At 64.8% G+C, this 25361-nt stretch carries 31 protein-coding genes and 2 pseudogenes; 25 read left to right on the top strand and 8 right to left on the bottom strand.

The genetic code is table 11. The features are described 5' to 3' along the window. A pseudogene (locus KBY81_RS12060) lies at nucleotides 1-527 on the top strand (alpha-mannosidase); the annotation flags it as partial. Here KBY81_RS12060 and psbN read toward each other — a convergent pair. Next, nucleotides 515-664, bottom strand: a complete 150-nt coding sequence (gene psbN, locus KBY81_RS12055; RefSeq protein WP_015109630.1) for a photosystem II reaction center protein PsbN — start codon at nucleotides 662-664, stop codon at nucleotides 515-517. The pseudogene KBY81_RS12060 and the gene psbN overlap by 13 nt on opposite strands. Before the next feature lie 135 nt (nucleotides 665-799). On the opposite strand from psbN, the gene psbH reads away from it, so the two are divergent. The 4 genes from psbH to KBY81_RS12035 are packed head-to-tail and all read left to right on the top strand — an operon-like array spanning nucleotide 800 to nucleotide 2241. Then, entirely contained in the window at nucleotides 800-1000 is a 201-nt protein-coding gene (psbH, locus tag KBY81_RS12050) for a photosystem II reaction center phosphoprotein PsbH (protein WP_015109629.1), read from the top strand. Nucleotides 1001-1019: 19 nt separating this feature from the next. Further along, entirely contained in the window at nucleotides 1020-1343 is a 324-nt protein-coding gene (locus KBY81_RS12045; protein ID WP_254973894.1) for a TatA/E family twin arginine-targeting protein translocase, read from the top strand. 13 nt (nucleotides 1344-1356) lie between these two features. Continuing rightward, entirely contained in the window at nucleotides 1357-1965 is a 609-nt protein-coding gene (pth, locus tag KBY81_RS12040) for an aminoacyl-tRNA hydrolase (RefSeq protein WP_254976605.1), read from the top strand. Between the two features lie 18 nt (nucleotides 1966-1983). Continuing rightward, a complete protein-coding gene (locus KBY81_RS12035) occupies nucleotides 1984-2241 on the top strand; it encodes a DUF3146 family protein (protein ID WP_015109626.1) in 258 nt (85 codons plus the stop codon). 1 nt (nucleotide 2242) lies between these two features. Here KBY81_RS12035 and KBY81_RS12030 read toward each other — a convergent pair whose 3' ends face one another. From KBY81_RS12030 to rph, 4 genes are all read right to left on the bottom strand, one after another. Next, a complete protein-coding gene (locus KBY81_RS12030) occupies nucleotides 2243-2689 on the bottom strand; it encodes a resolvase (protein WP_254976604.1) in 447 nt (148 codons plus the stop codon). Further along, nucleotides 2686-3939, bottom strand: a complete 1254-nt coding sequence (locus KBY81_RS12025) for a DUF3084 domain-containing protein (protein ID WP_254976603.1) — start codon at nucleotides 3937-3939, stop codon at nucleotides 2686-2688. Before KBY81_RS12025 ends, KBY81_RS12030 begins: the two co-directional genes overlap by 4 nt. A gap of 75 nt (nucleotides 3940-4014) precedes the next feature. Beyond that, nucleotides 4015-4680: a global nitrogen regulator NtcA gene (gene ntcA, locus KBY81_RS12020; protein ID WP_219904212.1), complete on the bottom strand. Its 666-nt coding sequence runs from the start codon at nucleotides 4678-4680 to the stop codon at nucleotides 4015-4017. 142 nt (nucleotides 4681-4822) lie between these two features. Then, a complete protein-coding gene (gene rph / locus KBY81_RS12015) occupies nucleotides 4823-5599 on the bottom strand; it encodes a ribonuclease PH (RefSeq protein WP_254976602.1) in 777 nt (258 codons plus the stop codon). Between the two features lie 164 nt (nucleotides 5600-5763). Between rph and KBY81_RS12010 the strand changes: the two genes are divergently transcribed. The 5 genes from KBY81_RS12010 (at nucleotide 5764) to KBY81_RS11990 (ending at nucleotide 11236) form a co-directional block, all read left to right on the top strand. Beyond that, on the top strand, nucleotides 5764-6363 hold the full coding sequence (locus tag KBY81_RS12010) for an ATP--corrinoid adenosyltransferase (protein ID WP_015109621.1): 600 nt from the start codon (nucleotides 5764-5766) through the stop codon (nucleotides 6361-6363). Nucleotides 6364-6367: 4 nt separating this feature from the next. Continuing rightward, nucleotides 6368-6961 (top strand): dCTP deaminase, encoded by a 594-nt coding sequence (dcd, locus tag KBY81_RS12005; protein ID WP_094584423.1) that lies wholly within the window; start codon nucleotides 6368-6370, stop codon nucleotides 6959-6961. Between the two features lie 329 nt (nucleotides 6962-7290). Beyond that, complete coding sequence (locus tag KBY81_RS12000) at nucleotides 7291-8061, top strand: hypothetical protein (protein ID WP_254976601.1); 771 nt, start codon at nucleotides 7291-7293, stop codon at nucleotides 8059-8061. 61 nt (nucleotides 8062-8122) lie between these two features. Next, nucleotides 8123-8899: a DUF6602 domain-containing protein gene (locus KBY81_RS11995; RefSeq protein ID WP_254976600.1), complete on the top strand. Its 777-nt coding sequence runs from the start codon at nucleotides 8123-8125 to the stop codon at nucleotides 8897-8899. A gap of 126 nt (nucleotides 8900-9025) precedes the next feature. Then, nucleotides 9026-11236 (top strand): P-loop NTPase fold protein, encoded by a 2211-nt coding sequence (locus KBY81_RS11990; RefSeq protein WP_254976599.1) that lies wholly within the window; start codon nucleotides 9026-9028, stop codon nucleotides 11234-11236. 724 nt (nucleotides 11237-11960) lie between these two features. Here the strand turns inward: KBY81_RS11990 and KBY81_RS11985 are convergent. After that, complete coding sequence (locus tag KBY81_RS11985; protein WP_254976598.1) at nucleotides 11961-13001, bottom strand: alpha/beta fold hydrolase; 1041 nt, start codon at nucleotides 12999-13001, stop codon at nucleotides 11961-11963. A 224-nt stretch (nucleotides 13002-13225) separates the two neighbouring features. On the opposite strand from KBY81_RS11985, the gene KBY81_RS11980 reads away from it, so the two are divergent. The 8 genes from KBY81_RS11980 (at nucleotide 13226) to KBY81_RS11945 (ending at nucleotide 20217) form a co-directional block, all read left to right on the top strand. After that, nucleotides 13226-13657 (top strand): leucine zipper domain-containing protein, encoded by a 432-nt coding sequence (locus KBY81_RS11980; protein WP_254976597.1) that lies wholly within the window; start codon nucleotides 13226-13228, stop codon nucleotides 13655-13657. Beyond that, nucleotides 13654-14079 (top strand): DDE-type integrase/transposase/recombinase, encoded by a 426-nt coding sequence (locus KBY81_RS11975; protein ID WP_254976596.1) that lies wholly within the window; start codon nucleotides 13654-13656, stop codon nucleotides 14077-14079. Before KBY81_RS11980 ends, KBY81_RS11975 begins: the two co-directional genes overlap by 4 nt. A gap of 261 nt (nucleotides 14080-14340) precedes the next feature. After that, complete coding sequence (locus KBY81_RS11970) at nucleotides 14341-15198, top strand: alpha/beta hydrolase (protein WP_254976595.1); 858 nt, start codon at nucleotides 14341-14343, stop codon at nucleotides 15196-15198. Between the two features lie 371 nt (nucleotides 15199-15569). Continuing rightward, nucleotides 15570-16772, top strand: a complete 1203-nt coding sequence (locus tag KBY81_RS11965) for an aminotransferase class V-fold PLP-dependent enzyme (RefSeq protein ID WP_254976594.1) — start codon at nucleotides 15570-15572, stop codon at nucleotides 16770-16772. A gap of 424 nt (nucleotides 16773-17196) precedes the next feature. Continuing rightward, nucleotides 17197-17700, top strand: a complete 504-nt coding sequence (locus KBY81_RS11960) for a gamma-glutamylcyclotransferase family protein (protein WP_254976593.1) — start codon at nucleotides 17197-17199, stop codon at nucleotides 17698-17700. 701 nt (nucleotides 17701-18401) lie between these two features. Further along, the gene (locus tag KBY81_RS11955) at nucleotides 18402-18893 is read left to right on the top strand and encodes an ATP-binding protein (RefSeq protein ID WP_254976592.1); all 492 of its coding nucleotides are present in this window, start codon (nucleotides 18402-18404) and stop codon (nucleotides 18891-18893) included. Between the two features lie 74 nt (nucleotides 18894-18967). After that, on the top strand, nucleotides 18968-19576 hold the full coding sequence (locus tag KBY81_RS11950; protein WP_254976591.1) for a class I SAM-dependent methyltransferase: 609 nt from the start codon (nucleotides 18968-18970) through the stop codon (nucleotides 19574-19576). A 14-nt stretch (nucleotides 19577-19590) separates the two neighbouring features. After that, entirely contained in the window at nucleotides 19591-20217 is a 627-nt protein-coding gene (locus tag KBY81_RS11945) for a DUF429 domain-containing protein (protein WP_254976590.1), read from the top strand. Here the strand turns inward: KBY81_RS11945 and KBY81_RS11940 are convergent. Beyond that, entirely contained in the window at nucleotides 20211-21680 is a 1470-nt protein-coding gene (locus tag KBY81_RS11940) for an MFS transporter (RefSeq protein WP_254976589.1), read from the bottom strand. The two genes, KBY81_RS11945 and KBY81_RS11940, sit on opposite strands and share 7 nt — an antisense overlap. A 134-nt stretch (nucleotides 21681-21814) precedes the next feature. Here KBY81_RS11940 and KBY81_RS11935 point away from each other — a divergent pair, with 134 nt between their 5' ends. The 7 genes and pseudogenes from KBY81_RS11935 (at nucleotide 21815) to KBY81_RS11905 (ending at nucleotide 24513) form a co-directional block, all read left to right on the top strand. Further along, nucleotides 21815-22042: a type II toxin-antitoxin system Phd/YefM family antitoxin gene (locus tag KBY81_RS11935; protein WP_219904189.1), complete on the top strand. Its 228-nt coding sequence runs from the start codon at nucleotides 21815-21817 to the stop codon at nucleotides 22040-22042. Between the two features lie 334 nt (nucleotides 22043-22376). Then, nucleotides 22377-22604, top strand: a pseudogene (locus KBY81_RS11930) (4-oxalocrotonate tautomerase family protein); the annotation flags it as partial. Continuing rightward, nucleotides 22594-23022 carry a hypothetical protein gene (locus tag KBY81_RS11925; RefSeq protein WP_254976588.1) on the top strand — a complete coding sequence of 143 codons (429 nt, stop codon included), beginning with the start codon at nucleotides 22594-22596 and terminating at the stop codon, nucleotides 23020-23022. The pseudogene KBY81_RS11930 and the gene KBY81_RS11925, both read left to right, overlap by 11 nt. Next, entirely contained in the window at nucleotides 23019-23432 is a 414-nt protein-coding gene (locus KBY81_RS11920; protein WP_254976587.1) for a GFA family protein, read from the top strand. The genes KBY81_RS11925 and KBY81_RS11920 overlap by 4 nt, the downstream gene beginning before the upstream one ends. Before the next feature lie 23 nt (nucleotides 23433-23455). Beyond that, the gene (locus KBY81_RS11915; RefSeq protein WP_254976586.1) at nucleotides 23456-23812 is read left to right on the top strand and encodes a nucleotidyltransferase domain-containing protein; all 357 of its coding nucleotides are present in this window, start codon (nucleotides 23456-23458) and stop codon (nucleotides 23810-23812) included. Nucleotides 23813-23866: 54 nt separating this feature from the next. Further along, nucleotides 23867-24121 (top strand): type II toxin-antitoxin system Phd/YefM family antitoxin, encoded by a 255-nt coding sequence (locus tag KBY81_RS11910; RefSeq protein WP_254976585.1) that lies wholly within the window; start codon nucleotides 23867-23869, stop codon nucleotides 24119-24121. Continuing rightward, nucleotides 24121-24513 carry a type II toxin-antitoxin system VapC family toxin gene (locus KBY81_RS11905; RefSeq protein ID WP_254976584.1) on the top strand — a complete coding sequence of 131 codons (393 nt, stop codon included), beginning with the start codon at nucleotides 24121-24123 and terminating at the stop codon, nucleotides 24511-24513. The genes KBY81_RS11910 and KBY81_RS11905 overlap by 1 nt, the downstream gene beginning before the upstream one ends. Nucleotides 24514-24538: 25 nt before the next feature. Here the strand turns inward: KBY81_RS11905 and KBY81_RS11900 are convergent, their stop codons facing one another. Next, complete coding sequence (locus KBY81_RS11900) at nucleotides 24539-25204, bottom strand: TetR/AcrR family transcriptional regulator (protein WP_254976583.1); 666 nt, start codon at nucleotides 25202-25204, stop codon at nucleotides 24539-24541. Nucleotides 25205-25361 lie beyond the last annotated feature (157 nt).

Here is a 25361-nt window from a genome sequence, read left to right as displayed (position 1 = left end):
TGCTGCGGGCACCCACCTGGCCCGATCCCGGCGCCGACAACGGCTGGCAGCGGCAGCGGCTGGCCCTGCTGCCCTGTCCCGGCGGCTGGCGGGCGGCCGCGGCGCCCCAGCAGGCCACCCGGCTGCGGGAGCCCCTCTGGTGTCGGCCGATGGAGCCGCCCTCCGGAGCAGGCGCCGAGGCCGGGGGGGCGGCCGACACGCTGTTCCCGTCCCTCGGCGAGGACCTGCAGCTGGTGGCCCTGCGGCCCCTGCCGGCGGAAGGAAGCGCAACGGACGACGGGGCCGAAGCGGGCGGGGTGCTGCTCAGCGTCCAGAACCTGGGGCCCTGCCGGCGGCGCTTCTCAGCCGGACCGGACTGGACCGTGCTCGGGCCCTGTGACGCCCTGGGCCAGCCCCAGGCGGCCGGCGAGGGGAGTCCGCACCCGGACGAACAGGGGACCCAGCCGCTGGCCCTCGGCCCCTGGCAGCTGGGGCACTGGCGGCTGCGGCGGGCGCCGGCGGGGAGCGCGGCGGCTCAGTCGTCGTGATCGTCGAAGGGGTCGGTGAGGCCCTTGGACGGCGGGCCGAAGGCGGTGTACACCCCGAAACCGGTCAGGGCCAGCAGCACGGCGAGGACCGCGAGGGCCACGGAGAGGGCGGGGGAGGTGCTGGCGGCGGGATCCATGGAGGGGTCTCAGGCGGGGGAGGGGTCGCGGGGCCGGGGGGCTTCCGTCACAACTCTCGACAGCCCAACTCGGTGCGGCCGGCAAGACCCTTACAGTAAGCACCGCGATTCCGTGCCCGAGAGGTCCGAGCTGCCATGGCCCAACGCACCCGTCTGGGAAACCTGCTGCGCCCCCTGAACTCCGAGTACGGAAAGGTGGTGCCCGGCTGGGGCACCACCCCCGTGATGGGCGTGTTCATGCTGCTGTTCCTGGTGTTCCTGCTGGTGATCCTGCAGCTGTACAACAAGTCCCTGCTGCTCGAGGGCATCAACGTCAACTGGAACGGCGTCGGCTGATTCCTCTCGCCCCCTGTCCATGAACATCTTCGGCATCGGTCTGCCCGAGATGGCGGTGATCGCCGCCATCGGGTTGCTGGTCTTCGGACCCAAGCGGCTGCCCGAGCTCGGCAAGACCCTGGGGCGCACCCTGCGCGGCTTCCAGTCGGCCTCGCAGGAATTCGAGAAGGAGTTCCGCACGGCGGTGGGCACCGAGCAGCCGATCGACATCTCCGGTCCCCCCGCCGCCATCACGCCGGCCGCTGAAGCTCCTGCCGGCGTGACACCTGTCGTCACCGAAACGGCAACGCCGGCGGCGGCGGCCGAGGAGAGCGCCGCCCCCTCCACCGGCCCCTCCAGCTGAGGGCGGCCATCCGTTGGATCTGCAACTGCTGGTGGGCCTGGGCAATCCCGGCCCCCGCTACGCCGACACCCGCCACAACGTCGGATTCATGGTGCTGGAGCGGCTGGCCCGCGCCGGTGGTGCCAGCTTCCGCAACCAGGGCCGTCTGCATGGGCTGCTGGCCGAGACCGGCCAGGGGGACAGGCGGCTGCGGCTGCTGATGCCTCAGACCTTCATGAACGACAGCGGCCGCTCGATCCGCGCCGCCCTCGACTGGTTCCGGCTCGAGCCCTCCCAGATGCTGGTGCTGGTGGACGACATGGACCTGCCCCTGGGGCGCCTGCGGGTGCGGGCCGCGGGTGGCGCCGGTGGCCACAACGGCCTGCGCAGCACGATCGCCCACCTGGGCAGTGAGTCCTTCGCCCGGCTGCGGATCGGCATCGGCGCGCCGGGCGAGACCCCCGAGGAGCGCCGGGCCCGCACGGTGTCCCATGTGCTGGGCAAGTTCTCCGCCGCCGACCGGCCGGTGCTGGAGACGGTGCTGGAGGAGGTGGAGGCGGGCATCGACCTGATCCGGCGAGTGGGGCTGGAGAAGGCCGCCAACCGTTTGAACAGTTTTCGTGCCGATCCGCCGCCATCCTGAGAGCATCGACAGCGTCCCGTGAGCCGCCTTCCCGCCACCACCGCCCAGCTGCGGGTGCTGCGCCAGAGCTTCAGCCCCTGCCTGCTGGAGGGGGAGATCAGTGCCGGCGGCTTCCAGTGGCGCTTCCGCTGGGCCTTTGATCGGGGCGAGCTGCAGGTGGAGCCGTCCCTGGGGCGGGCCCTGATCCAGGACGCCCTGCTGCGCTTCCTGCTCAAGGCCGACTACCAGCTCGAACCCGGCGGCGACTACGTGTTCACGGTGCGGGCGTCGTTCTGATTCAGGGCCCCGCGGGCGCCTGGCGCCGCGGCAGATCCCGCCCCAGCCGGCGCTCCAGCAGCAGCTGGGCCACCACGTCGTCGTAGTCGCGGGGGGGCTGGCGCAGGCCGAGCGGCAGCAGCCGCCGCCAGCCCCGGGCAGGGAACAGCTCCCAGTAGCGGCGCCGCGCCGCCAGGGTGGTGCCCCGCTCATCCACCAGCTCCACCGGCAGCAGGGGCTCCAGACGCCGCCGCCAGGGGCCGCTGCCGGTGCCATCGCCGATCACCACGGCAGCCAGGGCCTGCTGGCGGTGCCACTGCTCCAGCCGTTCCCAGGCCGCCTCCGGGGGCAGCACCAGGGCTTCACGGATCTCGCGGCGTTCGGGGTCGGTGAGCACCAGGCCGCACTTGCTGCGGCCCGGATCGAGCCCCGCCAAAGGCCCGGGGGCCGCCAGGGGTCCCGCGCTCACGGGCGCCCCGGCCGGGTGGCGCCGGCGCCGCCCGGCCGGAGCCAGCGCAGCTCCACGGTGATCGGGTCGGGGGTGTCGGCGTTCTGGAGGGCCACCGCCTCAAGATTGGCGGTCACGCCGGCGGGGCGTTCGCTGAGTTCCCGGGCCAGGGCGTTGATGCTGGCGGCATCGAACTGGAGGCCGTTGGCCAGGGTGCCCTGGCGCTGGACCTTGGCGAAGGCGGCGGCCAGCAGCAGGTTGAGGCGGCTGCGGACGGCTTCGGGATCGCGCACGTCGGGCTCCAGGGAGGTGCGGGAGAGCACCTCCCCCTGCTCCACCACCTGACGGTTGGGGCGCAGGTCGGGGAAGGCGAGCACCTGGGCCTCGCCCCGCAGCACGTTGGCGGCCGAGCGGATGCTGACCACCCAGGTGCCGGGGGTGGCGAGCAGCGATTCCAGCCGGGTGATGTCGCTGCGGGGCACCAGCAGGATCTGGCGGTTGGGGGGCTGGCCGGGCAGCAGCAGCTGGAAGGCGGCCCGGTTCGACTCCTGCAGCAGGGCATCGATCACCTGCTTGGCCTGGTCGGGGCGCTGCAGCTGCACCTTGGCGGTGGCCAGGGGCTGGCCGCTGGCGATCACCACGTCGCCGCGGCGCAGGGCGATGACGTTGGTCTCCAGGTCCTTGAGTTCCTTGGCGCCGGCGGCGATGCGGCGGCGGACGCTGGCCAGTTCGGCCTCGGTGCGGCGGATCTCGGCGTCCCGGCCCTGCACCTCCCGGCTGAGCCGGAACCGCTCGGCCTCCAACCGGGCGCGCTCCGCCTGCAGGGGCTGCAGCTCGCGGCGCAGGGTGTCGACGCGGCGCTCGGCGGCCAGCAGCTGGTCGCGGGCGCGGCGCTGGCTGGCCAGGGCCTGGTCACGGCGGCGTTCGGCGGTGATCAGATCGAGGCGGCTGCGCTCCAGTTCGCCCCGGGTGCGGGTCAGTTCCCCCTCGTTGCGCTTGAGGGCGGCGCGGCTGTCCCGCAGGCGGTCCTGGATCTGGTCGAGCTCGAAGAGCCCCACCCGCAGGCGCTCGCTCACCAGCAGCATCAGCCCCAGCGACACGGCACTGATCAGGCTGCCGGTGAGCACCGTGATCACCACGGCGGTCTTGCGGGGCCGCAGGTTGAACAGGCTGAGGCGCGCCTTGCCCACACGGCTGCCGAGCCGGTCGCCCAGGGTGGAGAGAACTCCGCCGAGCACCAGGAGCGCGAGGATCAGCAGCCAACCCGACACCTTCCGAGCCCCGGTTCCGCGATCCACCAAGTATCCCTGCCGGTGGACTCGCGGCACCCGGCGGCGACCGCCCGATCAGCTGAACCGCTTGGCCAGGGCGATGGGATCGAAGACGGTGATCTTCTTGCGGTCGATCTGGACCAGGCCGTCGTTGCGCAGGTCGCCCAGCAGGCGGGTGATGGTGACGCGGGTGGAGCCGATCGCCTCGGCGATGGCCTGGTGGGAGAGGCGCAGGTCGATGGTGATGCCCTCGGTGCCGGGGACGCCGAAGTCGCGGCAGAGCACGAGCAGGAAGCTCACCAGCCGGGAGGACATGTCCCGGTGGGTGAGGGTCTCGATCATGGTCTCGGTCTGGAGGATGCGGGAGGAGAGGCCCTGGAGCAGCAGCAGGCCGACGCTGGCGTCCTGCTCGATGGCCCGCCGCACCGAGGTGGCCGGGGCCGTGACCATCTCGACCCGGGTGAAGGCGATGGCGTGATAGAAGCGGTCGGAGCGCTGGCCGGTGAGCAGGGAGAGCACCCCGAAGAGGCTGTTCTCGCGCAGCAGGGCCACGGTGATCTCCTCGCCCGACTCGTAGACGCGCGAGAGACGCACGGCACCGCGCCGCAGCAGGTAGACACGCTCGGCGGGGTCGCCGGGGAAGAAGATCGTCTTGCCGCGCTCGATGGTCTCGACGCTGCTGCCGGCCAGGCCGCGGATCACATCCAGCAGGGTGGTGGCCATGGTGCCGGGGGCGCCCATGGGGGTCACGGAGCCGGGGGATCCGCTGGATGGGCTGCTGGGGTAGCGGCTGAAGCCACGCGTAGCGCCGACCATCAAGGCGTGGCGATTGGTGATGAACCTATGGATCGGTCTGGCCGATCCATGTAGCCAATGACACTCTTTAGCCGGTCGTCCGTGCGGCTGCAACCACGCTGGGCCCGGCCGGCGCCCCAGCCAGGGCCCGGTGCTGGACCTCCTGCAGGGCGCGCAGGCCCGGTTCGGCCAGATCCAGCAGGGCGTCGAGGCGGGAGCGGGAGAAGGGGGCGCCCTCGGCGGTGCCCTGGATCTCCAGCAGCCGGCCCTGCTCGTCCATCACCACGTTGAGGTCGACCTCGGCGCGGGAATCCTCGGAGTAGTCCAGATCCAGCAGGGCCACACCGTCCACCAGGCCCACCGACACGGCCGACACCTGCTGGCGCAGGGGCGAGGCGGCCAGCACCCCCTGCTGCTGGAGGCGCCCCAGGGCGGCGGCCAGGGCGATCCAGGCGCCGGTGATCGAGGCGGTGCGGGTGCCGGCGTCGGCCTGGAGCACGTCGCAGTCGACCAGCAGGGTGCGCTCGCCGAGGGCCTCCAGATCCAGGGCGGCCCGCAGGCTGCGGCCGATGAGGCGCTGGATCTCCTGGGTGCGGCCGGAGAGCTTCATCAGCTCGCGGCCCTGGCGGCTGGGGGTGGAGGCCGGCAGCAGGCGGTATTCGGCGCTGAGCCAGCCGCTGCCGGAGCCCTTGCGCCAGCGGGGCACCTCGGGATCGAGGCAGACGCTGCAGAGCACGCGGGTGCGGCCGGCGGCGAAGAGCACCGAGCTGAGGGCGAAGCCCATCGGGTCCCAGTCGACGGCCACCGGGCGCAGGGCATCGGCGGTGCGGCCGTCGTTGCGGGGGGCGTCGGCGGGAGTGGTCACGCGGCCTTTGGCGGAGCCGGGCCAGCGTAGGTGGCGCCGGTGGTACGTCTGTTCCCAGCCACTACCGATGGTGTGCCGGGCTGGCGAGGGCCGCTACATTCGGGAGGTGAGCGGCCGGGGCGATCCGTCCGGACCTTTCACACCAACGCTTCCGTGGGGTGTCCATGACCGCCAGCCTCATCGACCCCGGCCACCCCCGGCGCACGGCCGCCCCGGCGCGCACCGAGCCCCTGGCCCTGGTGCCGCCGCTGCGGTTGGTGAGCCAGCCGGAGGGGTTGCTGCAGATCCACACGGCGCCGTTCCGGGGCAGCTTCGCGGCGGTGTTCAGCCAGGCCCTGCGCAGCGCCGGGCTGGGCAGCCGGGTGCTGGTGAGCCAGTTCCTCAAGGGGGGCGTGGAGCAGGGGCCGGCGGGCAGCCTGACGCTGTGCGGCCGGCTGGAGTGGCTGCGGCCGGGCACCCCCCACTGCCTGGATGGGCCGCCGGGGTCCCAAGGGGAGGAGGGGGCCACGGCCGAGGAGGCGCTCGAAGCGGTGGCGGAGGTGTGGGAGGTGAGCCGCGAGCGGCTGCTGAAGGGGGATCTGGATCTGCTGGTGCTCGATGAGCTGGGTCTGGCGATCGCCCTGGGGTATCTGAGCGCCGAGGCGGTGATCGAGGCGCTCGAACAGCGGCCAGCCCATCTGGATGTCATCCTGACGGGCCCCTCGATGCCGGCCAGCCTGATGGCGATGGCCGATCAGGTCACCCAGTTGCGCCGCGGCGGCTGACGCCATGCTCAAGAACGACCACTGGATCAACGAACAGGCCGCGGCCGGGATGCTGGAGCCGTTCCAGCCGACGCTGGTGCGCCACCTGGATCCGGAGGGCCGCACCGGGCCGGTGCTGAGCTTCGGGTGCTCGTCGTATGGGTACGACCTGCGGCTGTCGCCGAAGGAGTTCCTGATTTTCCGCCATGTGCCGGGCACGGTGATGAACCCGAAGCGGTTCAACCCGGCGAACCTGGAGCCGGCGCCGATGCACAGCGACGAGGACGGCGACTACTTCATCCTGCCGGCCCATTCCTACGGACTGGGGGTGGCATTGGAGAAGATGAAAGTGCCCTCGAACATCACCGTGATCTGCCTGGGCAAGAGCACCTATGCGCGGCTGGGCATCATCGTGAACACCACCCCCGCCGAAGCCGGCTGGGAGGGTCACCTCACCCTGGAGTTCAGCAATTCCTCCGGTGCCGACTGCCGCATCTACGCCGGCGAAGGCATCTGCCAGCTGCTGTTCTTCGAGGGCGACCCCTGCGCCACCACCTACAACGACCGCCAGGGCAAGTACCAGCACCAGCCCGAGCGGGTGACGCTGGCGAAGGTTTGAGGGGATTGGGGGATGGATCGGAGAAGGCAGGGAAGGGGCTTCTGTAGGGATATTGACAGTTGGTTATCGGGTCCGTCTAAGTCGATTGGCTGGGGCGGGGCCCATGGGCTAATTGGTTGTCGCGGCAAGTTTCTGCGTGAAAGGGATGGGCTGGGGAAAGTGTTCACGCTGCTGCTGGCTTGGTATGAGGGTGGTTATCAGAACAGTCCAATCTTAGTTACACCTCCACAGCAAGCAACTGCTCTATGTCGATGATTAATCCGCCATTAGACGTCACCAGCCTCCCTTACTCGAGCCGACAGTTAATCATTGTGCAACCAGATGTAGTCGTGGCCGCTGCCCGTGAAGCGGAGGCAAACGCTGCCACTCAATCGGGCGAAACCGACTGGGTTGATGTTTATGGTCGAGTTGTAAGGATGCTTGGGGTGAGGTCCATCTATGGCGTGGCTTTAGAGCTTGCAACTGAAGCTCTCATGGCTTTGGCCAAGGCTCGTGAGAGTGGACTGGACGTATTGCAGATAGGGCATAGTGAGGCCAAGGGATTGCAGTTTCCCCCAGGCCACCCTAGGGAACAGGCGTTGTACGTAGCGCACCCTGCTGTTCCGTCTGTGTACTACACGGCTGCAGCCTTTCATCGCATGTCTTTTGAGCACAAGTTCTCTGAGGCGATTCGACTTCTTATGAGTCTCGGAGCGTCCCACATCGTCGTGGAGCATGTTCATGGATGGTCTAGCGAGTTTTCTGCCAGAGTTTCGGCGGGACTTCCTCAGGACGAGGGCAGTGTGTCCGTTGGCCGAAAAGAGGCAACGTCGTCAAAGCTGCTCTTCGACGCTGTTCTAAACAATAAGAGAGAGCCCATTCTTCCGGCCGGATTGGTTTGGTATCTACACGAACCAACTTGGCAGGTCGTTGCGTCTGGACGACTGGAGTATGGCATGCAGAAGTTCTCGTTGAACGTCGTTTACGATGACGATTTTGGTGTTAACGCAGGTCTTAAGATGAGAGCTCAAAAGGCTGGACTCGAAATCGGCGGAGCTTTCGAGGACCATATGGCTACCACCTGGAAGATACATGGCAAATTCGTGCCGGATGAGTGCTAACAGGTCGTTCGACTCGGACGACCTATCTACTATCCGCCGGACATCTGCGACATTGGCCATCATGAGCGCCGTTGAGATTAAGCTTCAGTTTCGGCGAATTGCGAATGCCCTTGCTGCCGCCGCCGAGGTTGCGGCTGGAACGGGTCATGCTGGTACGACCGGCCGCATGCGTGAGATGCTGGTGCAGCAATTCCTTCGCCCACACCTGCCCCGGAACATCAAAGTCCGTTCCGGGGTGATCGTGGATTCCGCTGGCGCCAAGTCCAAGCAACAGGACTGCGTTCTTGTAGATACGCGGCTCCCACTGGTAGACGTCGGGTCAAGTACCGATGCATTGCTTCTTGCGGAGAGTGTCGTCGCAACCATTGAGGTAAAGAGCTTCCTTAGCGCCCAAGAGCTAAAGACAACGATTGAATCAATTTCGCAAACGACTCGCCTCACTCGTAATGGCATGCAGGTTTACCGGAAGGGGCCTGTCGAAATGCGACTTCCAAAACCGAATTCAATCCTCACCTACATATTCGCTTATAATGGCGCGTCATTTGAATCGCTTTCCCAAACAATTGCGATTGCTTCGTACGAAAAGAATGATGGAGGTATTGCTCCTGATGCCGTCTGCTTGCTGAAGAAGGGTGTTCTGCTCCGGTCACAGCTCATGCCCGTTGTCGACGGGTCTAATGTGCATCTTCCCTCGCTTGCAGAAACCAAACTCACGGCGCAGCCTCTAGACAAAGATGCGCTTCTTGCCTTCTATCATCGCTTGATCGATGACGTAATGCCCCTTCGCATGGAGAACATTGACCTCGATGGCTATTTCTCTCATGGCGATCTTGAATGATGGCCAACCCATCATTCCACCGAGGCCTGTCGCGGCATGCTGCGACAGGCCGGTGAATTCAAACGATCGGCATCCTTGATAGAGTAAAGCTAAGGTTGTTAGCAACTTGACTTGGGCTGAATTCAGATGTCGGTTCCTTCAATGTCAGAGTTTTCTAGTGATCGACCCCTATCGAGAAAAGCAGATGACAAGTTAAATCGTGCTCCATTCGCTGAGCGAGTCGCTGCAGTGTTGCGCGGATTGCCTAAGGGAACTGGACTAGTTGTAGGGATTCATGGTCCATGGGGGGATGGAAAGACGACCGTCCTAAACCTGTTGCGAGCAGAACTCGAATCAGATAGTAATATTGCCACGGTGGATTTCAACCCATGGCGATTCACCGACGAAGCATCTATGCTCGCTGGTTTCTTTCGGGTACTCGCCGGAGTCGTCCGCGCAAAACTGACAACTAAAGTCGAAGATATTGCGAGTTGGATTGAGAAGATCGGTGCTTATGCTAGTGTTATTGATGATCGATTTGGCAAGGCTGGCGAGGCGGCAGGGGCACAAGCCGAGGCAAGCCTTGAAGAACTCCGTGGCAGGCTTTCTGAAGCTCTCTCGAATGCTGATACCAGGCTCCTCGTTCTCGTGGACGATATCGATCGACTCGACAAACACGAGACACATACGCTGTTCCGTCTCATCAAAGCGTGCGCCGACTTTCCCAATGTTTGCTATGTCCTTGCGTTTGATGATGTTGCCGTAGCCAAGTCGCTAGGAGAGCGCTATGGCGGAGGTGACGAGGCTGCCGGTCTAGCATTTCTTGAGAAGATCATTCAAGTACCGCTCAAGCTGCCGGCAGCATTGAAGGAGGACTTGCGCTCGCTTTGCTTTGATCAGATCGATCAGGCATTCAATGCGGCGGGAATTGAGTTGACAGACGAGGATATCGGCGGATTCGTCTCTGGTTTTGATCGCGGCATCTCGATGCGTCTCGACACACCTCGTGCGGCGAAGCGATACGGAAATGGATTAATGTTCGCACTACCGATGCTAAAAGGGGAGGCCAATATCGTGGACTTGCTCTTGATTGAGGCGGTGCGAGCTTTTTTCCCCACGATCTATGACGTGATCCGTGACAACTACGCAGACTTCTCAGGAGTGGATTCGGAACACCTGCGACATGGCCAAGACCGTCCGCGGGCCGCCTCCCTTTTGAACCCTATAGTCGATAAACTAACAATAGACGAACAACAAGGGATTAAGTCGCTCCTAAAGAGTCTTTTTCCAAGGCTGGGGAGAGAATATGGAGGCGGAGGTTATGGGCCTGACTGCCTCTCCTCTTGGGCAAAGTTGAAACGGATATGTTCTCCTGACTATTGCCCTCGATATTTCACCTATAGCGTACCAAAGAGTGATGTACGGGATTCCGAGATGAACGAATTATACGCGAAGGCGGCCAAACAGTCTGCGGCCGAAGTCGAGGAAACCATTGTCGTATTCTTTACTAGCGGGAAGGCGAAGCGAGTGATCGAGAGGATGCGACAGCACGTAGATCAGATGCCATCTGAAGCGGTGGCATCGCTATGTGTGGCTATTGCAAAAAATGGATATCATATCCCCAATCCCCCTTCTCTTTTTACTTCCGCCAAGCCAGTATCGCAGGCAGGAATTCTTATCTCGCATATGATCAGCCGACTCACCGCAGGGGAGCCGAGAGTGATGCTCGCCAAGGAAGTGGTAGCGGCTGCAGAACCCGTCTGGTTTGGTCATGAAGTTCTCCGCTGGCTTTACGTGACCGACGATGCCGACAAGGCCGACAGCAACACGCTAACCAAGGACGAAGTCAACGAGCTAGCAATGCTACTCGTAGAGCGCATCAAGGCACGAGCCAATTCAGGCCAACCACTGTTCAGTGTCGATGTGCCACAGGAGCAATCTCTTCTTTTTGAGTGGTGGCGTGTTGAGGGTCGTGAGCCCGTGCAAGCTCATCTCTCATCAGTCTTTACGGAGGATCCCACGAGCATCGGCCTGTTTTTACAAGCAATGGCTGGTCAGTCATGGGGCCTAGAAGACCTGTTGCCGCGCGTTGGGAGATTAGACGCTAACAGACTTAAGAGTATTAAACACATCTACGATCTTGATGCACTTGCCGAGCTCATCCAGGCACACTTACCCGGCAACTTTGCTAATCCACAGTACTTTTCTGATGGCGCCGAATCCATTGAGCAACAGCTTGCCGAGCAGTTTATGTATGTCTACAACCTATGGAAGAAGGACGGCGAGACACCCGAAGCTGATGGTGGTTCTGACGATAGCATCAATGACTTAGCATCTACAGATGTTGACCCTAACTAAGGGAATTGCTTTTTTGCCCAGCAAGCCCTCGAGTGGACAGGTCACCATCAACTTTCAGTTTTGCAACTTCAGCCTCTCTGCCTGCCACTCAGGGGCAGCGTTTGAAGGATGCAACGCGACCGGCTGGTATTTGAAAGTTGTTGCTCCGCCGCCTTGAAGCTGGATTGAGTTGCCGAATTTCTCAGCCAAAAAAACGTTGTCCAGCTGTAGGAATAGGAGGGCCCACTCAGCAGGAAATGCCATATTCTAGACACTAGTCCTGAAGATGTATGTTTGATTTTGTGGAGGAAAGACTTTATTCAGGCCAGCCTCCTTGGCGATACTGCCAGCGAAACTGGTCGGAGAAAAGGAGGCCTTGACTTGGGCAATGCTTCGCACGATATCATGATGCAGCTTCTTGATCCGTGGACCAAGCAATGTTCTTGAGAGGCATTCTGAGCTGTACGGCCAGCGTAGTTTTCAGTAAAGGCAGCGCATCTTGATAGCTGCGGAGATCGATCTGCTGTCGAGCCGAGTGACTGTCCTTTTCAGATTTCCAGTCGAGGACTCCTTCTCATTCCTTGCAGCTTCTTGCTTGCAGTGCCTCAGGTGTGAATAGTAGCTTGGTATGTGTGCCGACACAAAGCTCAATTGGCGGGTACACACCCTGGAAACCCGAAATCCATGCGCGGATCAGGCCTGAGCGCAAGACGCATGGCGGATTCACGGCAACGGGCCAGGACGTTCATCCGAGTGGAGCGCTGCTGAACATGTCCTCCAGCCAGTCGTAAGCACGCTGATGGAACAGTGAACGCGCCATCTCCTCGCAATGGCCGCCGGCGCCTTCGGCTGTGGTGAAGCGCACGAGGGTCCGGGGACACTGCAGCGCGGCATGCAGCTGCTCCGCGAAGCGCGCGATCGGATCGCCTTCGGCCCAGGCCACCAGCGTGGGGCAGCGGATCTGTTCCGCGCGCCCCCTGAGGCTGTAGTCGCCGGCGATCCGGAAGTAATCGGCGAGGGAATCGAGGCCATGCACCCAGAGGGCCCGCTGGAAGGTCCAGTGCAGGGATGGATTGGAGCGGATCTGGCCCTCCAGGGCTTCGAGATCGGCGGGGGCGATCTCAGGCAGGCGTTCGCGCACGGCAGGCGGGAGCGGCAGGTTCGCCCGCAATGCTTCGAGAAGGTCCCACTGGCCGGGGTCGGCGATGCAGGCCGCAAGGCGGTGCTCCCTGCTGGCTGCACGGGGCGCCAGATAGCCGCCGAAGCTCCAGCCGATCAGCGCCATCCGCTGCGGGTCCACCTCCAGGCGGGAGAGCGCGTAGTCGACCACCGGGCGCACCACGTTCTCCCAGTCGGGGCGGAACACCAGGCCCTGGTGGATGAGGGGTCGGCCCTGGCCGGGGCCGTCGAAGGTGAGGCAGTGGTAGCCGCGGCGCACGGCGGCGGCGGCATGGGCAAAGTGCGCCTCGTGCACGGTGGCGTCGTAGCCGTTGGTGGCGATCACCAAGGGGCGCGGCTGGCCCGAGTCATCGGCACGGTGGAAGTAGCCGGGGAGGGTGGTGCCCTCGTAGGGGATTTCCACGGCCTCCACGGCGGGCGACAGGCGGGCGGCTGCTCTGGCGAACGCTTCGGCCTCCCGGTCGAAGGCCTCCACCAGCCGGACGCCCACAGGGGCACCGAACAGCGGCAGATAGGACGTGCGGTAGTAGTTGCTGGCCCGCAGGTAGGCCTCGCGGACGCTCACCGAGTGGCCGGCCGCCGCACAGGATTCGGCGATCTGAAACACACGGTCGGCGGTGGCGGTCCAGGCCCGATACCAGCTGTCCGGATCCGCGGGCGAGATCTGCGAAGCGGTGACGAAGCACTCGCCGAAATCAGCACCCCCATAGACCGCGTGCGACAGGGCGCGGACGGCTAACTGTGTAGTGCCACCAGGTTATTCCGGCTGACAAAGGGGTGTGAGGTCGACGGGGTTGTGGTGCGACCCAACAGCCCCAGACCTCACGCCCCATGCATACACACCCCAACGCCCGCCTGACACCGATCGGTCGTGCACGCCTGATCCGGCAGCACCTTGATGAGGGCAAGAGGCTTGCCCAGCTGGCCACTGATCACGGGATCAGTGAACGGACGGCCCGCAAGTGGCTCGCTCGTTTCCGTTCAGGCGGGTCAGCGGCACTGGCGGATCGACGCAGCGTGCGCCGCAGCCAGCGGCGGACGCTCGATCCGCAGCAACTGCAGCAGGCCGTGGAGCTCAGCCACCAGCGCTGCACCCTCCGGAGAATCGCCCGACTGCTGCTGGTGCCCATCACCACCCTGGCCCGGGCGATGCGGCGCCTGGGGCTGAACCGGCTGCGCAACCTGGATCCCCTAGCGCTTGCGCTTCTGCTAAGCAGTAGCCACCAGTGCAGCGGTACCAGTGGAAGCAGCCGGGCGACATGATCCATGTCGACATCAAGCAGCTGGCCCGCTTTGAGCGTGTCGGCCACCGGATCACCGGTGATCCGCGTAAGGGCTCCTCACCCGGCGCTGGCTACGAGAAGGTTCACGTGGCGATCGACGACGCCACCCGCCTGTCCTACGTCGAGGTGTTGGACGACGAGAAGGGGCCGACCACGGTGGGCTTCCTGAGCCGAGCGGTGGCCTGGTTCAACGGCCAGGGGATCGAGTGCCGACGGGTGCTCACAGGCAACGGCTCGGCCTACAAGTCCCATGGCTGGCGAAAAGCCTGCCAGGCCATGGGATTGAAGCCGAAGAAGACCAGCCCTACCCCCCCCCCCGGACCAACGGCAAGGCCGAGCGATTCATCTAGCCGCAGGCTTCTGCGAAGCAGTGGACCCTGCTGGAGGAGTGGGCCTACGTGATGCCCTACGGCACCTCAGTGGCTCACAATGAGCTACTGCCCACCTACCTGCGGATCTACAACAGCCGCTGGTGCCACATGGCCCTGGGTGGCCTCACCCCCCAGCAGCGGCTTGGTCAGCTGCAGGCATGAACAACCTGGTGGGAAACCACATCTAAGCGCTACACCTTTATCGCTGCTATCTATGGGTTGGACGACACAAGCCTCAACATCTGTCGAGGTTGAGATCGCAACGTTAGCGGGCACACTCCATGGCACACAGATGATTCCAGCGTCTGATGTGCCAGGGCCAGCGGTGCTGATCATTGCGGGTTCAGGTCCGACCGATCGCAATGGAGACAGTTCTCTCGCTGGGACCAATCATAGCCTCAAGCTCCTCGCTGAAGGATTAGCGGATCATGGCATGGCCTCAATCCGTTATGACAAGCGCGGCATTGGAGCCAGCGCAGCCGCAGGACCGGAAGAAGCTGATCTACGTTTCGATGCCTATGTTGAAGATGCTGCACTCTGGATTCAGCACATGCAGGCAGACTCTCGTTTCTCGAGCGTCACCGTCATTGGTCACAGCGAAGGCTCTCTGATAGGAATGCTGGCAACCCAAGCAACCGGTGCAGATGCACTTGTCTCCATCGCCGGACCTGCCCAGCCTGCATCACAGCTTTTAAGAGATCAGCTGCGACCCAGTTTGCCAGAGGCATTATGGCAAGAGAATGAGCAGATTCTTGCTGCTCTGGAGCAAGGGAAGAGAGTGGCCTCCATTCCACCAGGACTCAACGCTCTCTACAGACCGAGCATCCAACCCTACCTCATGTCCTGGTTTCGCTATATCCCTACCCAGGAGATTGCTCGGCTCACTGTTCCTGTCTTGATTGTTCAGGGAACCACTGATAGCCAAGTGTCTGTCCGTGAGGCGCAAGCCCTGAAATCGGCCAAGCAGGATGCGGAGCTTAGAATCATTGAGGGGATGAATCACGTCTTAAAGGCTGTTTCATTGGATCCCCAGCAACAAAAAGCTTCCTACTCTGACCCATCGCTGCCGGTTGTGCCCGAACTCGTTGAAGGGATCTGTCGGTTTATTCATTCTAGTGAGACGCGCCATGGGGCCAGCCAGTCGCTGTAATGGAACGTGCCAGAATGACGGATTGCGTGGCATCGGTTTTCTGCGTCTGGTGGGCTTGGTTGTTACCCAGTCCCTGAAGGCGATTTCGACTTCGTCTTCAGCTTGCCCCTTCTTTTTTGTCTAGCCATCAGCTGGACGAGGCGTTTCGTGATTTCTCCCTGCTGGAGCGATGTCGCGTTGCCATGGACGCCACGTACAGCTGGGTATCACGTATCGATACAGCGGGTGAACAACGTGTTCCAAAGAGGCGCTTGGGACATGCTCCGGATTGAGCACGCCGACGGCTAACATCCAGATTCGGCGCACGGCTCCAATCGTGCTGAGTCATGAGGCAAGGCTACGGTCCGCCGCTCATCCGGAGAGGAGCAGAGATGCCTCAGCCAGACCCCAGCTTCACGGCCAATGATGGGCTGAACGCCGCCGTGGAGCTGATGCGTTTGCCAGCCGGCACGCCGGCTGACTTGCCCCCAAAGCTTCCGGAGACCGGACTTGGTGGCAGGCAGGCGCTCGACATGCTCTCCTGCCATGTCCTCGGCAAAGCAGCCCAGCTGAGCGCACCCATCTCGCTGGCCCACATGGACCCGCCCACTCCCTGGATCACGTGGGCCATGGCGCTCTGGGATGCCAGTCTCAACCAGAACATGCTTCATGAGATGACGTCCCCTTTCGCCACTCAGGCAGAGGAGCGCGTCGTGTCATGGCTTGCTCCGTATTTCGGGATGCAGGGCGGGCATTTTTGCTCGGGTTCGACCATCGCCAACCTCACGGCCCTCTGGGCGGCGCGCGACTCCTCAGGCGTGCAGACGGTCGTCACTTCCGAAGCAGCCCATCTCAGCATTGACAAAGCATGCCGCCTGCTGGCACTTCAGCTGGTGAAGGTCCCCGTGGATTCGCTCGGACGGCTGGATCGCGAGCGGTTGCCCGACCTCAACGCCGCCTGTCTTGTGCTGACTGCTGGAACAACCGCCACGGGCTCCATCGACCCGCTCGACCTGATTGGCGCGGCGCGATGGACACACGTCGACGCCGCATGGGCCGGCCCCTTGCGACTCAGCCCCGCGCATGCCTCCAAGCTCGAAGGGATCGAAGCGGCCGATTCAGTGGCGGTGTCGGCTCACAAGTGGCTCTTCCAACCCAAGGATTCGGCACTTGTGATGTTTCGTGAGCTCGAGGCTGCCAATGCCGCGATCAGCTTCGGCGGAGGCTATCTCGCCAGGCCCAACGTCGGCGTCCAGGGCTCCCGCTCCGCGGCGGCCATCCCGCTGCTGGCGACCCTGCTGGCGTGGGGTCGCATGGGACTGGCTCAGCGGCTCGACCGCCTGATGGAGGTCGCTGAGTCGCTGGCGGATGCGATTGAGGCGAGTGAGCGTCTTGAGTTGTGGGGTCGTCCGCAGACAGCGATCAATGTCTTCCGTCCGGTGGATCGGCAGACGGATGCTTTTGTGGCGGCCTTGCCGAAGGGCATGCTGTCGACGTGCGTTCTCGACGGCGAGACCTGGGCCCGTTCGGTGGCAGCCAATCCTTCGGTGGATATCGATGGTGTGATCAGGAGTGTGCTGGTCGCCAGCCGCTGAGCAGATGGCCCAGACGCTCATGCGATGAACCTTATGGTCCATTGCCCTTGCCCAGAGCCTCAGACCGCGAAGCTCTACCGACGGTGGTCGCCGCTTTCTCTCTCCTCGCAGGTGCCGCCTTGGTGTGGTTGTCGCTGTGGACGATGCACACTTGGAAACGGCGAAGCCGATTCTGCGCTACCGCAATCACGTTGGCGGCCGGAGTTCCATCGGCTTCCGTGTCTCCTTCTCAGGGTATGGCGTCAGTCGAGCGGCGATGGAGGCGGTCGTCAGGCCGTACGCCCAGGAAAGCATGGTCAGGGTCTACGACAACCCTGGGAATCCCGCAACCGCTTTTCTGATCCCGTGATGGGATCTATGCCAAGGCGAGGGGAGATTGCCTCGGCGGGTTGATAGGCTCAAAGGGCAGGCGTGACTTGGTCCCGTGGAGCATTGTCTGAACTTCGCCTATGGCTCCAACATGCTCATGGCCAGGTTGCGTCAACGGGTTCCGTCCGCGCGTGCGCTCGGCTTGGCGGTGCTGCGGGCGCATGAGCTGAAATGGCATAAGGTCGCCAACGATGGATCGGGCAAGTGCGACATCGTGACGACGGCCGATTCAAGCCGTCTCGTGTACGGGGTTGTCTATGAGATTCCTCTCGCAGAGAAGCATCGGCTGGATCGTGCGGAAGGTCTCGGGTTTGGATATGAGGAGCAAACGAAGACTGTCGACCTGGCTGGTCAGCTCGTTGCTGTGCAAGCGTATGTTGCCACAAGGATCGATCCGGTTCTTCTGCCCTATGCGTGGTATCGGGCCCTGGTGGTTGCCGGCGCCATGGAACACAACGTCCCTTCCGCGTACATCGATGGGCTCAGAAGGGTCCCGGTCATCCACGACCCTGACCAGCAACGCCATGCCGAACAGATGGCTCTGGCTGCCGAGGCCTGACTCCTCCCTCCTTCGGACGGTCACCGCCTACGCTGGCTTCCGCATCGGATAGGCATGGCAACCCCATCATGCGATTCGTAGGGTTTGATCCAGGTGGCGAAAAGGCGTTTGGCTGGGCAGTCGTCGAAGCCACGACAGATGGCCTCCGGTTTGTTGCCGGCGGCGCGAGCCTTTGTGTCTGCTCCCGAGTTTACCGAGCTCAGCGAGCATATCCGGGATGCTGCGCTTGCCGCTTCTGCTGCCCACGCCTTCGTGACACAGGCGGCTGGTTGGCACAATCTTCTTCTCCATGAGCGCTCCCCGTTCTTCCCTGGCGGTACGGAGGTTGCCTACTGGTTTCCAAAGCAGCGAACCTGAGCCCACCCATTGTGGGCCTCTCCACGTCAGGTGACTCCCGCCGCTGACCCGTTGAACCTGCTTCGCTGCTTCAGCGCCCTGACCTGCCTGTTGCTCATGGGCTGTGAATCCCTATGGAGCGCCGTCCATCGTTCGGCTCTGGAGTCCGATATCCGCGCCATCCTCAAGCCTGCAGGTTTCGTAGGCGTATGGCCAGGGCATCGACTTTCTCCCGATGATCGAGGGGATTCGGCCGTAAACGCGCAGGCCTCACGCCAGCACGCATGCTGATCCTGTGGGGACCATGTTTCCCCAACGTGAATCGCAGGATCCTGCTAGGCTCCCAAGCCGCTATCCAAGGCCCCATGGCCGCCACCGCGACCCTGCACTTCTTCTGCGGGAAAGCCGGAGCTGGAAAGACGACCGTTGCCCAGGCTGTGGCGCAGGACACCGGAGCGATTCTGATCTCGGAGGACATCTGGATGGCCCGTTTGTTCGGAGATCAGATGAAGACCTTCCAGGACTACATCCACTTCTCCAGGAAGCTGAAAACCGTGGTGGGTCCCCTCGTGGTGGACCTCCTGAAATCCGGTCAGTCTGTCGTGCTCGACTTTCAGGCCAACACCAGGGCTGGGCGCGCCTGGTTCCGTTCCCTGTTCGAGGAGGCAGGCTCAGATCACCGCCTGCATTATGTGGACACACCAGATGCCGGATGCCTGGCACGGATTGCCCGGCGGAATGAGGAGCAACCGGAAGGCTCCCACCCACTGACGGAGGACGACTTCAACCACATCTCCTCGTTCTTTGCAGCCCCGGAGAAGGCCGAAAACTTTGCCGTGGTTTTGCACTCAATCTGAGTTGACAGCGCCCTGAATGACGGCCCAGGAGCCGTACCCGCGTTGATCATCAGACTTCCAGCTGGAGCACTCCCATGACCCATATAGCCATTGCCGCCGCCTACGACCAACTCGCTCCCAGGTGGCAGGATGATACGTTCAGCACCGTCGATGGCGTACGCCAGCACCAGCGTGCGCTGGCGTTTCTGGGCTCCATCGATCGCGGCTGGGCTCTGAGTGTGGGCTGTGGCTGCAACACGCGGTTCAATCCCTTACTGCGTGAGCACGGCCTTCTTCTGGAGGGGATTGATCTGTCGCAGCGGATGATCGCGTTGGCTCAGGACGCGGACCCTTCCGTCGTGCTGCACCATGCGGATGTCTGTGACTGGAGCCCGCCGCGGATGTACCGCTTCATCTCGGCGTGGGACAGCCTCTGGCACGTGAAGCTTCAGCATCAGCGCGCGGTGATGCTCAAGCTCATGGCTTCACTCGAGATCGGTGGCGTCTTTCTGTTCACCGCCGGAGGACTGGACGGGCCGAGCGAGCACGTCGATGCGACGATGGGACCGGAGGTTTACTACGCCACCCTGGGAATTCCTGGCCTTCTCGAGGTCCTCAAGGACGGCGGATGTGTCTGTCGTCACCTCGAATTCGATCAGTTCCCGCAGACTCACCTCGCCGTGATCGCCCAACGCACGGCCTGATCGACCATTCCGCCATGCCCCTGACCACCACCGTGGGCATCGATGTGGGCGGCGCCCGCAAGGGCTTCCATGCCGTGGCCCTCACCGGCGGCACCTACGCCACCCAGTTGGCCACCAGCGACGCTGAGGAGCTCGCCCACTGGTGCCGATCCGTGGTGCAGGCGAGCGTGATCGCCATCGATGCCCCCTGCCACTGGAGCGCCGATGGACGCGCCCGTCCCTGTGAGCGTGAGCTGAGGCACAAGGGGATTGTCTGCTTCGCCTCGCCCACCCGCCAGGCCGCCGTCGCCCACCCCACCGACTATTTCGGTTGGATGCTGCGCGGCGAAGCGCTCTATCAGGCCCTCGAGCCCAGCCATCCGCTCGCCGTCGCGCTGCCGATCGGCAGCCAGCCCTGCTGTTTCGAAACCTTCCCCCACGCCATCACCTGGCATCTGCGGGGCGGCGACGCCCAGGCCTCCCAGAAGCGCACGCAGCGGAGGGAGTTGCTGCAGCGGGCGGGGATCGATCTGGCACCGCTCACCAGCATCGACCTGATCGATGCCGCCCTCTGCGCCCTCGCCGCCCACCACGTCGCCAGCGGTGGCGCCTGCGTGCACTACGGCGAACCGCAGAGCGGCTGGATCGTGGTGCCTCAGTGAGCCGCCGGGGCCTCGGCGCCGCGGGCCACGGAGATGAGCGCGCCCACCAGGCCGAGGGCGGCCGCCAGGCGAAAGGCCAGTTGCTGGGCCCCCAGAAAGGCCGCCAGGTCGGTTCCGCCCAGCCGTGCCCCCACCTCCCCCGCCAGAGCGGCGTCGGCCCCGGCGGCGCCGAGGCCGTGGGCGAGCAGGGAGGCCGCCAGCGCCGTGCCGATCGCCTGGCCAAAGTTGCGCGCCGTCGACAGGAACCCGTTGGCCACACTCAGATGCTGCGGCGGCACGGTGTTGAGCGTGGCGCTGTTGTTGGGGGGATGGAACAGCCCGCCGCCCATGCCCAGCAGCATCAGCGGGCCGATGATGCTGGCGTCGGCGGCGTCCGGCCCCAGCCAGGACAGGCCCAGCAGGCCGGCACTGATGCAGAGCATGCCGGCCGTGCTGAGGGTCCGCGCCCCCACCCGATCCCCGAGGCTGCTCACCGTCAGGCTCGTGGCGGTGAGCACCAGCGAGAGCGGCACGATCAGCACCCCCGCCATCACCGGCGAGCGCCCCAGCACCAGCTGCGCATACAGCGGCAGCAGGAAGTAGCAGGACACCGCCGCGACGAAGTAGAAGGCGGCCGCCACCGAGCCGCAGGTGTAGGCCCGCGAGCGGAACAGGCTGAGCGTCAGCAGCGGCTTGGGGAGGCGCTGCTCCACCGCCACGAACAGGGCCAGGGCCGCCGCGCCGCCGAGCAGGAGCGCCAGGCTGGCCGGCTGCAGCCCGCCCTGGGAGAGCTGCTCGATCACCAGGAAGGGGGCGCTGGTGGCCACCACCGCCAGCACGGCACCGGTCCAGTCCATGGCGGTGCGGTCCTGGCTGCGGGGGCGGGCCCTGAGGATCCGCAGGCTGAGGATCAGTCCGGCCAGGCTCACCGTCAGGATCACCAGGAACAGGGAGCGCCAGCCGAACTGGCCGATCAGCAGGCCGCCGAGCACCAGCCCCGTGACCTGGGCCAGCGCCAGGATCGAGGCGTTGACGGCCATGGCCTTGCGCCGCTCCTGCTTCGGGAAGACGGCGGTGATCTCGGCCATCACGTTGGCCAGCACCAGGCCGCCGCCCACCCCCTGGAGCACCCGGAAGGCGATCAGGGTCTCCACCGTCGGCGCCAAGGCGCACAGCACCGACGTCACCACCAGGACGCCCATGCCGATGACGACGATGCGCCGGCGCCCCCAGATGTCGGCCAGGCGTCCGGCCGGCAGCAGGGTGACCGTCACGGTGAGCAGGTAGGCGACGATCACCCACTTCAGGACCGGCAGCCCGACGCCGAACTGACGCGCCATCGCCGGCAGGGCCAGCGTGACGATGAACCCGTCCATGTAGACAACGAAGTTGCCGCATTCGACAGCGGCCAGGGTCCACCAGCGCTCGGGATTGGCCGGCGGCGCTTCCCCCGGACGCTGGACGGCTGCGTTGCCCTGGACCATGGCCGGTGCTGCCCTGATGTTGAACTCTCAGGTGCGGAAAGCTAGGGGACGGCGCCAGTTCGTGGGGTTCGGCCCTGAGCAGTCAGAGGGGCCTCCATCGAAATGTCCTTTCAATTGCCTTTATGGACATTTCCGTGACCGAGTTCCGTGCCCAGTGCCTGGAGTTGATCCGGCAGGTGGAGAGCGGCGGTGAGGTGGTGGAGATCACCCGCCACGGCAAGTTGGTGGCACGCCTCATGCCGCCGACCACGCGCTCCGCTCAGGGACCCCAGCCATGGACGACCCTGCGCGGTTCCGGAGTGCTGCACGCTGAGCCAGAGGAATCCGTGCTGGAGGCCCAGGCCTTTGATGCCCTGCGGTGACGGACGGCTGAGGCTGGATCGGCCGTTTCAGACCTGGTTGCAGGAGGCCGCTTCCCCTGCGGTTGTTCAGATCATGCCCCTTGACGTGTCCATGGTGATCCTGCCGACAGGCTGATCGTGGCCACGGGTTTGGCCCACGGGTTGGTGCTAGCCACCCATGACCAGGCCATCCGCAACAGCGGAGTGATCCCGATCTGGAGGGGTACCAGGACGTAGCCCAGTTTTTCCGGCATTGGCCGCTGCCGCAGGCCTGCTGGGCTTTCGCCAGCAGATCGCTCCGGGCCGCTGGGGCCTTGAATAGGCAACAGGCCAAAGCACCGCCCATTCCAGGAGCAAGACATTGCCCTACGTGAACGTTCAGATCACCAAAGGTGCATCGCGGCAGCAGAAGGCCGAGATCGTCAGGGACATCACCGACTCACTCGTTCGTGTGCTCGGCAAGAAGCCCGAACACACCCATGTCGTCATCCAGGAGATCGACGACGAGAACTGGGGGTTCGCCGGGATGCTCACGGACGACTGGAAGGCGGCGCAGGCGGGGACATCCAGCCATGGGAGATAGACCTGCCACCGATTGGGAGGCCAGGTTCCAGGCCAGCCGGGAGCCCCAGGTGAAGGTGCTGGAGAAATCGTTCGCGGGCATCCCCGCCGGTGCCCGGATGCTGGTCGTCACCCCTCGGATCGTCGATGCGGAGGTGTGCGAGATCGCGCCTGGGTCCGTGATGGCAGCGGCGACCCTGCGTCAGCGGCTGGCCGCGCGGCATGGGGCCGACTACGCCTGTCCGGTCACGACCGGGATCGCCCTGCGGGTCGTGGCCGAGCGCTCCTACCTCCGCCTGCAGGCCGGTGTGGAGCCGGTCACGCCGTTCTGGCGCGCGCTTGACCCCGAGAGCGATCTGGCGGGCAAGCTGGCCTGTGGCCGGGAGTTCCTGCGGCAGATGAGAGCGGCAGAGGCGCCGCCCCTGCGCACCGGTCGATGAAACCCAGGATCTTCGAAGGTGGCTGCCTCTGTGGCGCCATCCGGTTCCGAGCCACCGGTGTCCCGCAGAGGCCCCACACCTGCTCCTGTGCCATCTGTCGCAGGCACTCAGGCGCGCTCACGCTCACCTGGGTGGAGTTCCCGGCAGCGAGCGTCGAGTGGATCGGCCCCGGCGGCAGGCCCGCCACCTGGCGTTCCTCCGCCTTCTCCAGCCGGGCCTTCTGCAGCACCTGCGGCACCACGATCGGAGCCATCGACGACGAGCCGATCGTCGCCCTGGCCACCGGCGCCTTCGACAAGCCCCACCTCAAGGATCTGGCTCCGACGGCCCACTCCTACCTCTCGCGCAGGCCGCGGTGGTGGCATGTCGCGTCTGACGTCGAGACACGCCGGGAGGGCGATTCTCCGTGACGGGGCAACGGATCCCTCGGGCCATGATCAGCAGTGCCCCGATGGCCTCAGCCCAGGCCATCGGCTTGCCGGAGTCGGCCATGGCGGCCATTCAGATGGTGCTCGCCACCTATCCCGAGGTGGAGGACGCGATCCTCTACGGCTCCAGAGCCCTTGGCCGCCACCGCCCCGCCTCCGATATCGATCTCACCCTGACGGGTCACGCCATCAGCAACGCCACCCTGGCCCGCATTGACGCCGATCTCGATGATCTGCTCCTGCCCTGGCTGATCGATCTTTCCGCACTCTCCGCCATCAGCCATCCCGCCCTTCTGGACCACATCCAACGCGCCGGCGTGCTGCTGTACCGACGCTCGGATCCGCCAGCCGTCCCTGTCTGACCGTCCGGGTGGCTACTTCTGGTCTAGTCTGGTCTGGTTGAGGTGCTCGTCGCCATGGGGTCCCGTCCCAGCCGGGTGGTGAACATGCTCGAAGCGAAGACCCACCTCTCACGCCTGGTGGAAGCGATCGAAACCGGCGCCGAAGAAGAGGTGGTGATCGCCCGCAACGGCCGGCCCGTGGCACGGCTCACCAGCCTGCAGCCGCCCGAACGACCCCGCCGGCTCGGTATCGCCCGCGGCCAGTTCGTGGCGCCCGAGTCGATCGATGCGGCCAATCCCCTGATCGCCGATCTGTTCGAGCAGGGCTGATGCGCCTGCTGCTCGATACCCACACCTTTCTCTGGGCCATCACCGATGACCCGAAGCTGGGACCCCTCAGTCGTGAGCTGATCACCAACCGGGCCAGCGCGGTGGTTCTCAGCCATGTGTCGCTCTGGGAAATCGCCATCAAGCACAGCCTGGCCCGCAGCGACATGCCCCTGTCGGCCGGCGAGGCCATCGCCTGGGCGGAGTCATCCGGCTTTGAGCTCCTCCCCATCGATCTGCCCCATCTGCTGGCGCTCGAGCAGCTGCCCCTGCACCACCGCGATCCCTTCGACCGTCTCCTGGTGGCCCAGGCCATCAGCGGCCCCTTCACCCTCCTCAGTACCGACGCGGCCTTCGCCGCCTACGGATGCCCGCGGCAGGACGCCCGCGCCTGAAGCCGCCTCCGCCAGAGCCTCCGAATCAGCCCGGCGTCCCCGGCGGCGCGCTCACCAATCGCACCAGCAGCTCGGCGTAGGCCTCCCGGTCCACCGGGGCCACCTCGCGGCCGTGCAGCAGGTCCTGCATGAGGATCAGGTGCACCAGGGCGCCCATGAACAGCCGCGCCCGCAGCTCCGCCTCCGCTGCTCCGGCGATGGCCTCGAACAGCGCCGTCACCCGGCCCACGCCGGTGAGCTCCAGCTGGGCCAGGAAGGTCTTGGCCAGTTCGGGGAACCGCTCCGACTCGGCGATCACCAGCCGCAGAAAGTCCAGGAACTGGGGCTGGCTGTGGCGGCACTCCAGGCAGCGGGCCGCCAGTTCCCGCAGGGCTGCGGCGGGCTCGGCCGGCAGGGCCTGCTGGGCTGAGGCGCCGAACAGTTCGCTGAGGCGCTCGCCCACCATCGCCTCGGTGAGGGCGCGGAACAGGGCCTGCTTATCGGCGAAGTGGCCATACACGGTGGCCTTCGACACCCCCGCCGCCGCGGCGACCCGGTCCATCGAGGTGGCGGCGTAGCCGTGCTGCAGAAACTCGCACCGGGCGCCGTCGAGAACGGCCTGGCGCTTGTGCTGGCTGCGCCGCTCGCGGGCGCTGGGGCCAGAGGTTTTCCTGGGGACGGCTGCGTCACCACCGGCATCGGCTGGGGGCATGGCGCGTCCCGCTCGGAAAAACTGAACTGAACCGTATAGTAACTGCAGCTGGAAGGGCGGCGATGGTGGGGCGGCGGGCACGGCTGGGGCTGGTGGCGGCGGGCGGGGCCGGGCTGCTGGCCCTCGGCGTCGGCCTGCTGCGCCGCGCCACCCCGCC

The organism is Cyanobium sp. Lug-B (assembly GCF_024345635.1).
Taxonomy (GTDB): domain Bacteria; phylum Cyanobacteriota; class Cyanobacteriia; order PCC-6307; family Cyanobiaceae; genus Cyanobium; species Cyanobium minutissimum.
This window is presented reverse-complemented; position numbering and strand designations above follow the sequence as displayed.

What these genes read in the sequence shown, in the direction of transcription:
- psbN (WP_015109630.1), bottom strand. Translation starts at nt 664, where the DNA reads ATGGATCCCGCCGCCAGCACCTCCCCCGCCCTCTCCGTGGCCCTCGCG.
- psbH (WP_015109629.1), top strand. Translation starts at nt 800, where the DNA reads ATGGCCCAACGCACCCGTCTGGGAAACCTGCTGCGCCCCCTGAACTCC.
- KBY81_RS12045 (WP_254973894.1), top strand. Translation starts at nt 1,020, where the DNA reads ATGAACATCTTCGGCATCGGTCTGCCCGAGATGGCGGTGATCGCCGCC.
- ntcA (WP_219904212.1), bottom strand. Translation starts at nt 4,680, where the DNA reads ATGGGCGCCCCCGGCACCATGGCCACCACCCTGCTGGATGTGATCCGC.
- KBY81_RS12010 (WP_015109621.1), top strand. Translation starts at nt 5,764, where the DNA reads ATGACCGCCAGCCTCATCGACCCCGGCCACCCCCGGCGCACGGCCGCC.
- dcd (WP_094584423.1), top strand. Translation starts at nt 6,368, where the DNA reads ATGCTCAAGAACGACCACTGGATCAACGAACAGGCCGCGGCCGGGATG.
- KBY81_RS11995 (WP_254976600.1), top strand. Translation starts at nt 8,123, where the DNA reads ATGAGCGCCGTTGAGATTAAGCTTCAGTTTCGGCGAATTGCGAATGCC.
- KBY81_RS11990 (WP_254976599.1), top strand. Translation starts at nt 9,026, where the DNA reads ATGTCGGTTCCTTCAATGTCAGAGTTTTCTAGTGATCGACCCCTATCG.
- KBY81_RS11980 (WP_254976597.1), top strand. Translation starts at nt 13,226, where the DNA reads ATGCATACACACCCCAACGCCCGCCTGACACCGATCGGTCGTGCACGC.
- KBY81_RS11975 (WP_254976596.1), top strand. Translation starts at nt 13,654, where the DNA reads ATGATCCATGTCGACATCAAGCAGCTGGCCCGCTTTGAGCGTGTCGGC.
- KBY81_RS11970 (WP_254976595.1), top strand. Translation starts at nt 14,341, where the DNA reads ATGATTCCAGCGTCTGATGTGCCAGGGCCAGCGGTGCTGATCATTGCG.
- KBY81_RS11965 (WP_254976594.1), top strand. Translation starts at nt 15,570, where the DNA reads ATGCCTCAGCCAGACCCCAGCTTCACGGCCAATGATGGGCTGAACGCC.
- KBY81_RS11955 (WP_254976592.1), top strand. Translation starts at nt 18,402, where the DNA reads ATGGCCGCCACCGCGACCCTGCACTTCTTCTGCGGGAAAGCCGGAGCT.
- KBY81_RS11950 (WP_254976591.1), top strand. Translation starts at nt 18,968, where the DNA reads ATGACCCATATAGCCATTGCCGCCGCCTACGACCAACTCGCTCCCAGG.
- KBY81_RS11945 (WP_254976590.1), top strand. Translation starts at nt 19,591, where the DNA reads ATGCCCCTGACCACCACCGTGGGCATCGATGTGGGCGGCGCCCGCAAG.
- KBY81_RS11940 (WP_254976589.1), bottom strand. Translation starts at nt 21,680, where the DNA reads ATGGTCCAGGGCAACGCAGCCGTCCAGCGTCCGGGGGAAGCGCCGCCG.
- KBY81_RS11925 (WP_254976588.1), top strand. Translation starts at nt 22,594, where the DNA reads ATGGGAGATAGACCTGCCACCGATTGGGAGGCCAGGTTCCAGGCCAGC.
- KBY81_RS11920 (WP_254976587.1), top strand. Translation starts at nt 23,019, where the DNA reads ATGAAACCCAGGATCTTCGAAGGTGGCTGCCTCTGTGGCGCCATCCGG.
- KBY81_RS11915 (WP_254976586.1), top strand. Translation starts at nt 23,456, where the DNA reads ATGATCAGCAGTGCCCCGATGGCCTCAGCCCAGGCCATCGGCTTGCCG.
- KBY81_RS11910 (WP_254976585.1), top strand. Translation starts at nt 23,867, where the DNA reads ATGGGGTCCCGTCCCAGCCGGGTGGTGAACATGCTCGAAGCGAAGACC.
- KBY81_RS11905 (WP_254976584.1), top strand. Translation starts at nt 24,121, where the DNA reads ATGCGCCTGCTGCTCGATACCCACACCTTTCTCTGGGCCATCACCGAT.
- KBY81_RS11900 (WP_254976583.1), bottom strand. Translation starts at nt 25,204, where the DNA reads ATGCCCCCAGCCGATGCCGGTGGTGACGCAGCCGTCCCCAGGAAAACC.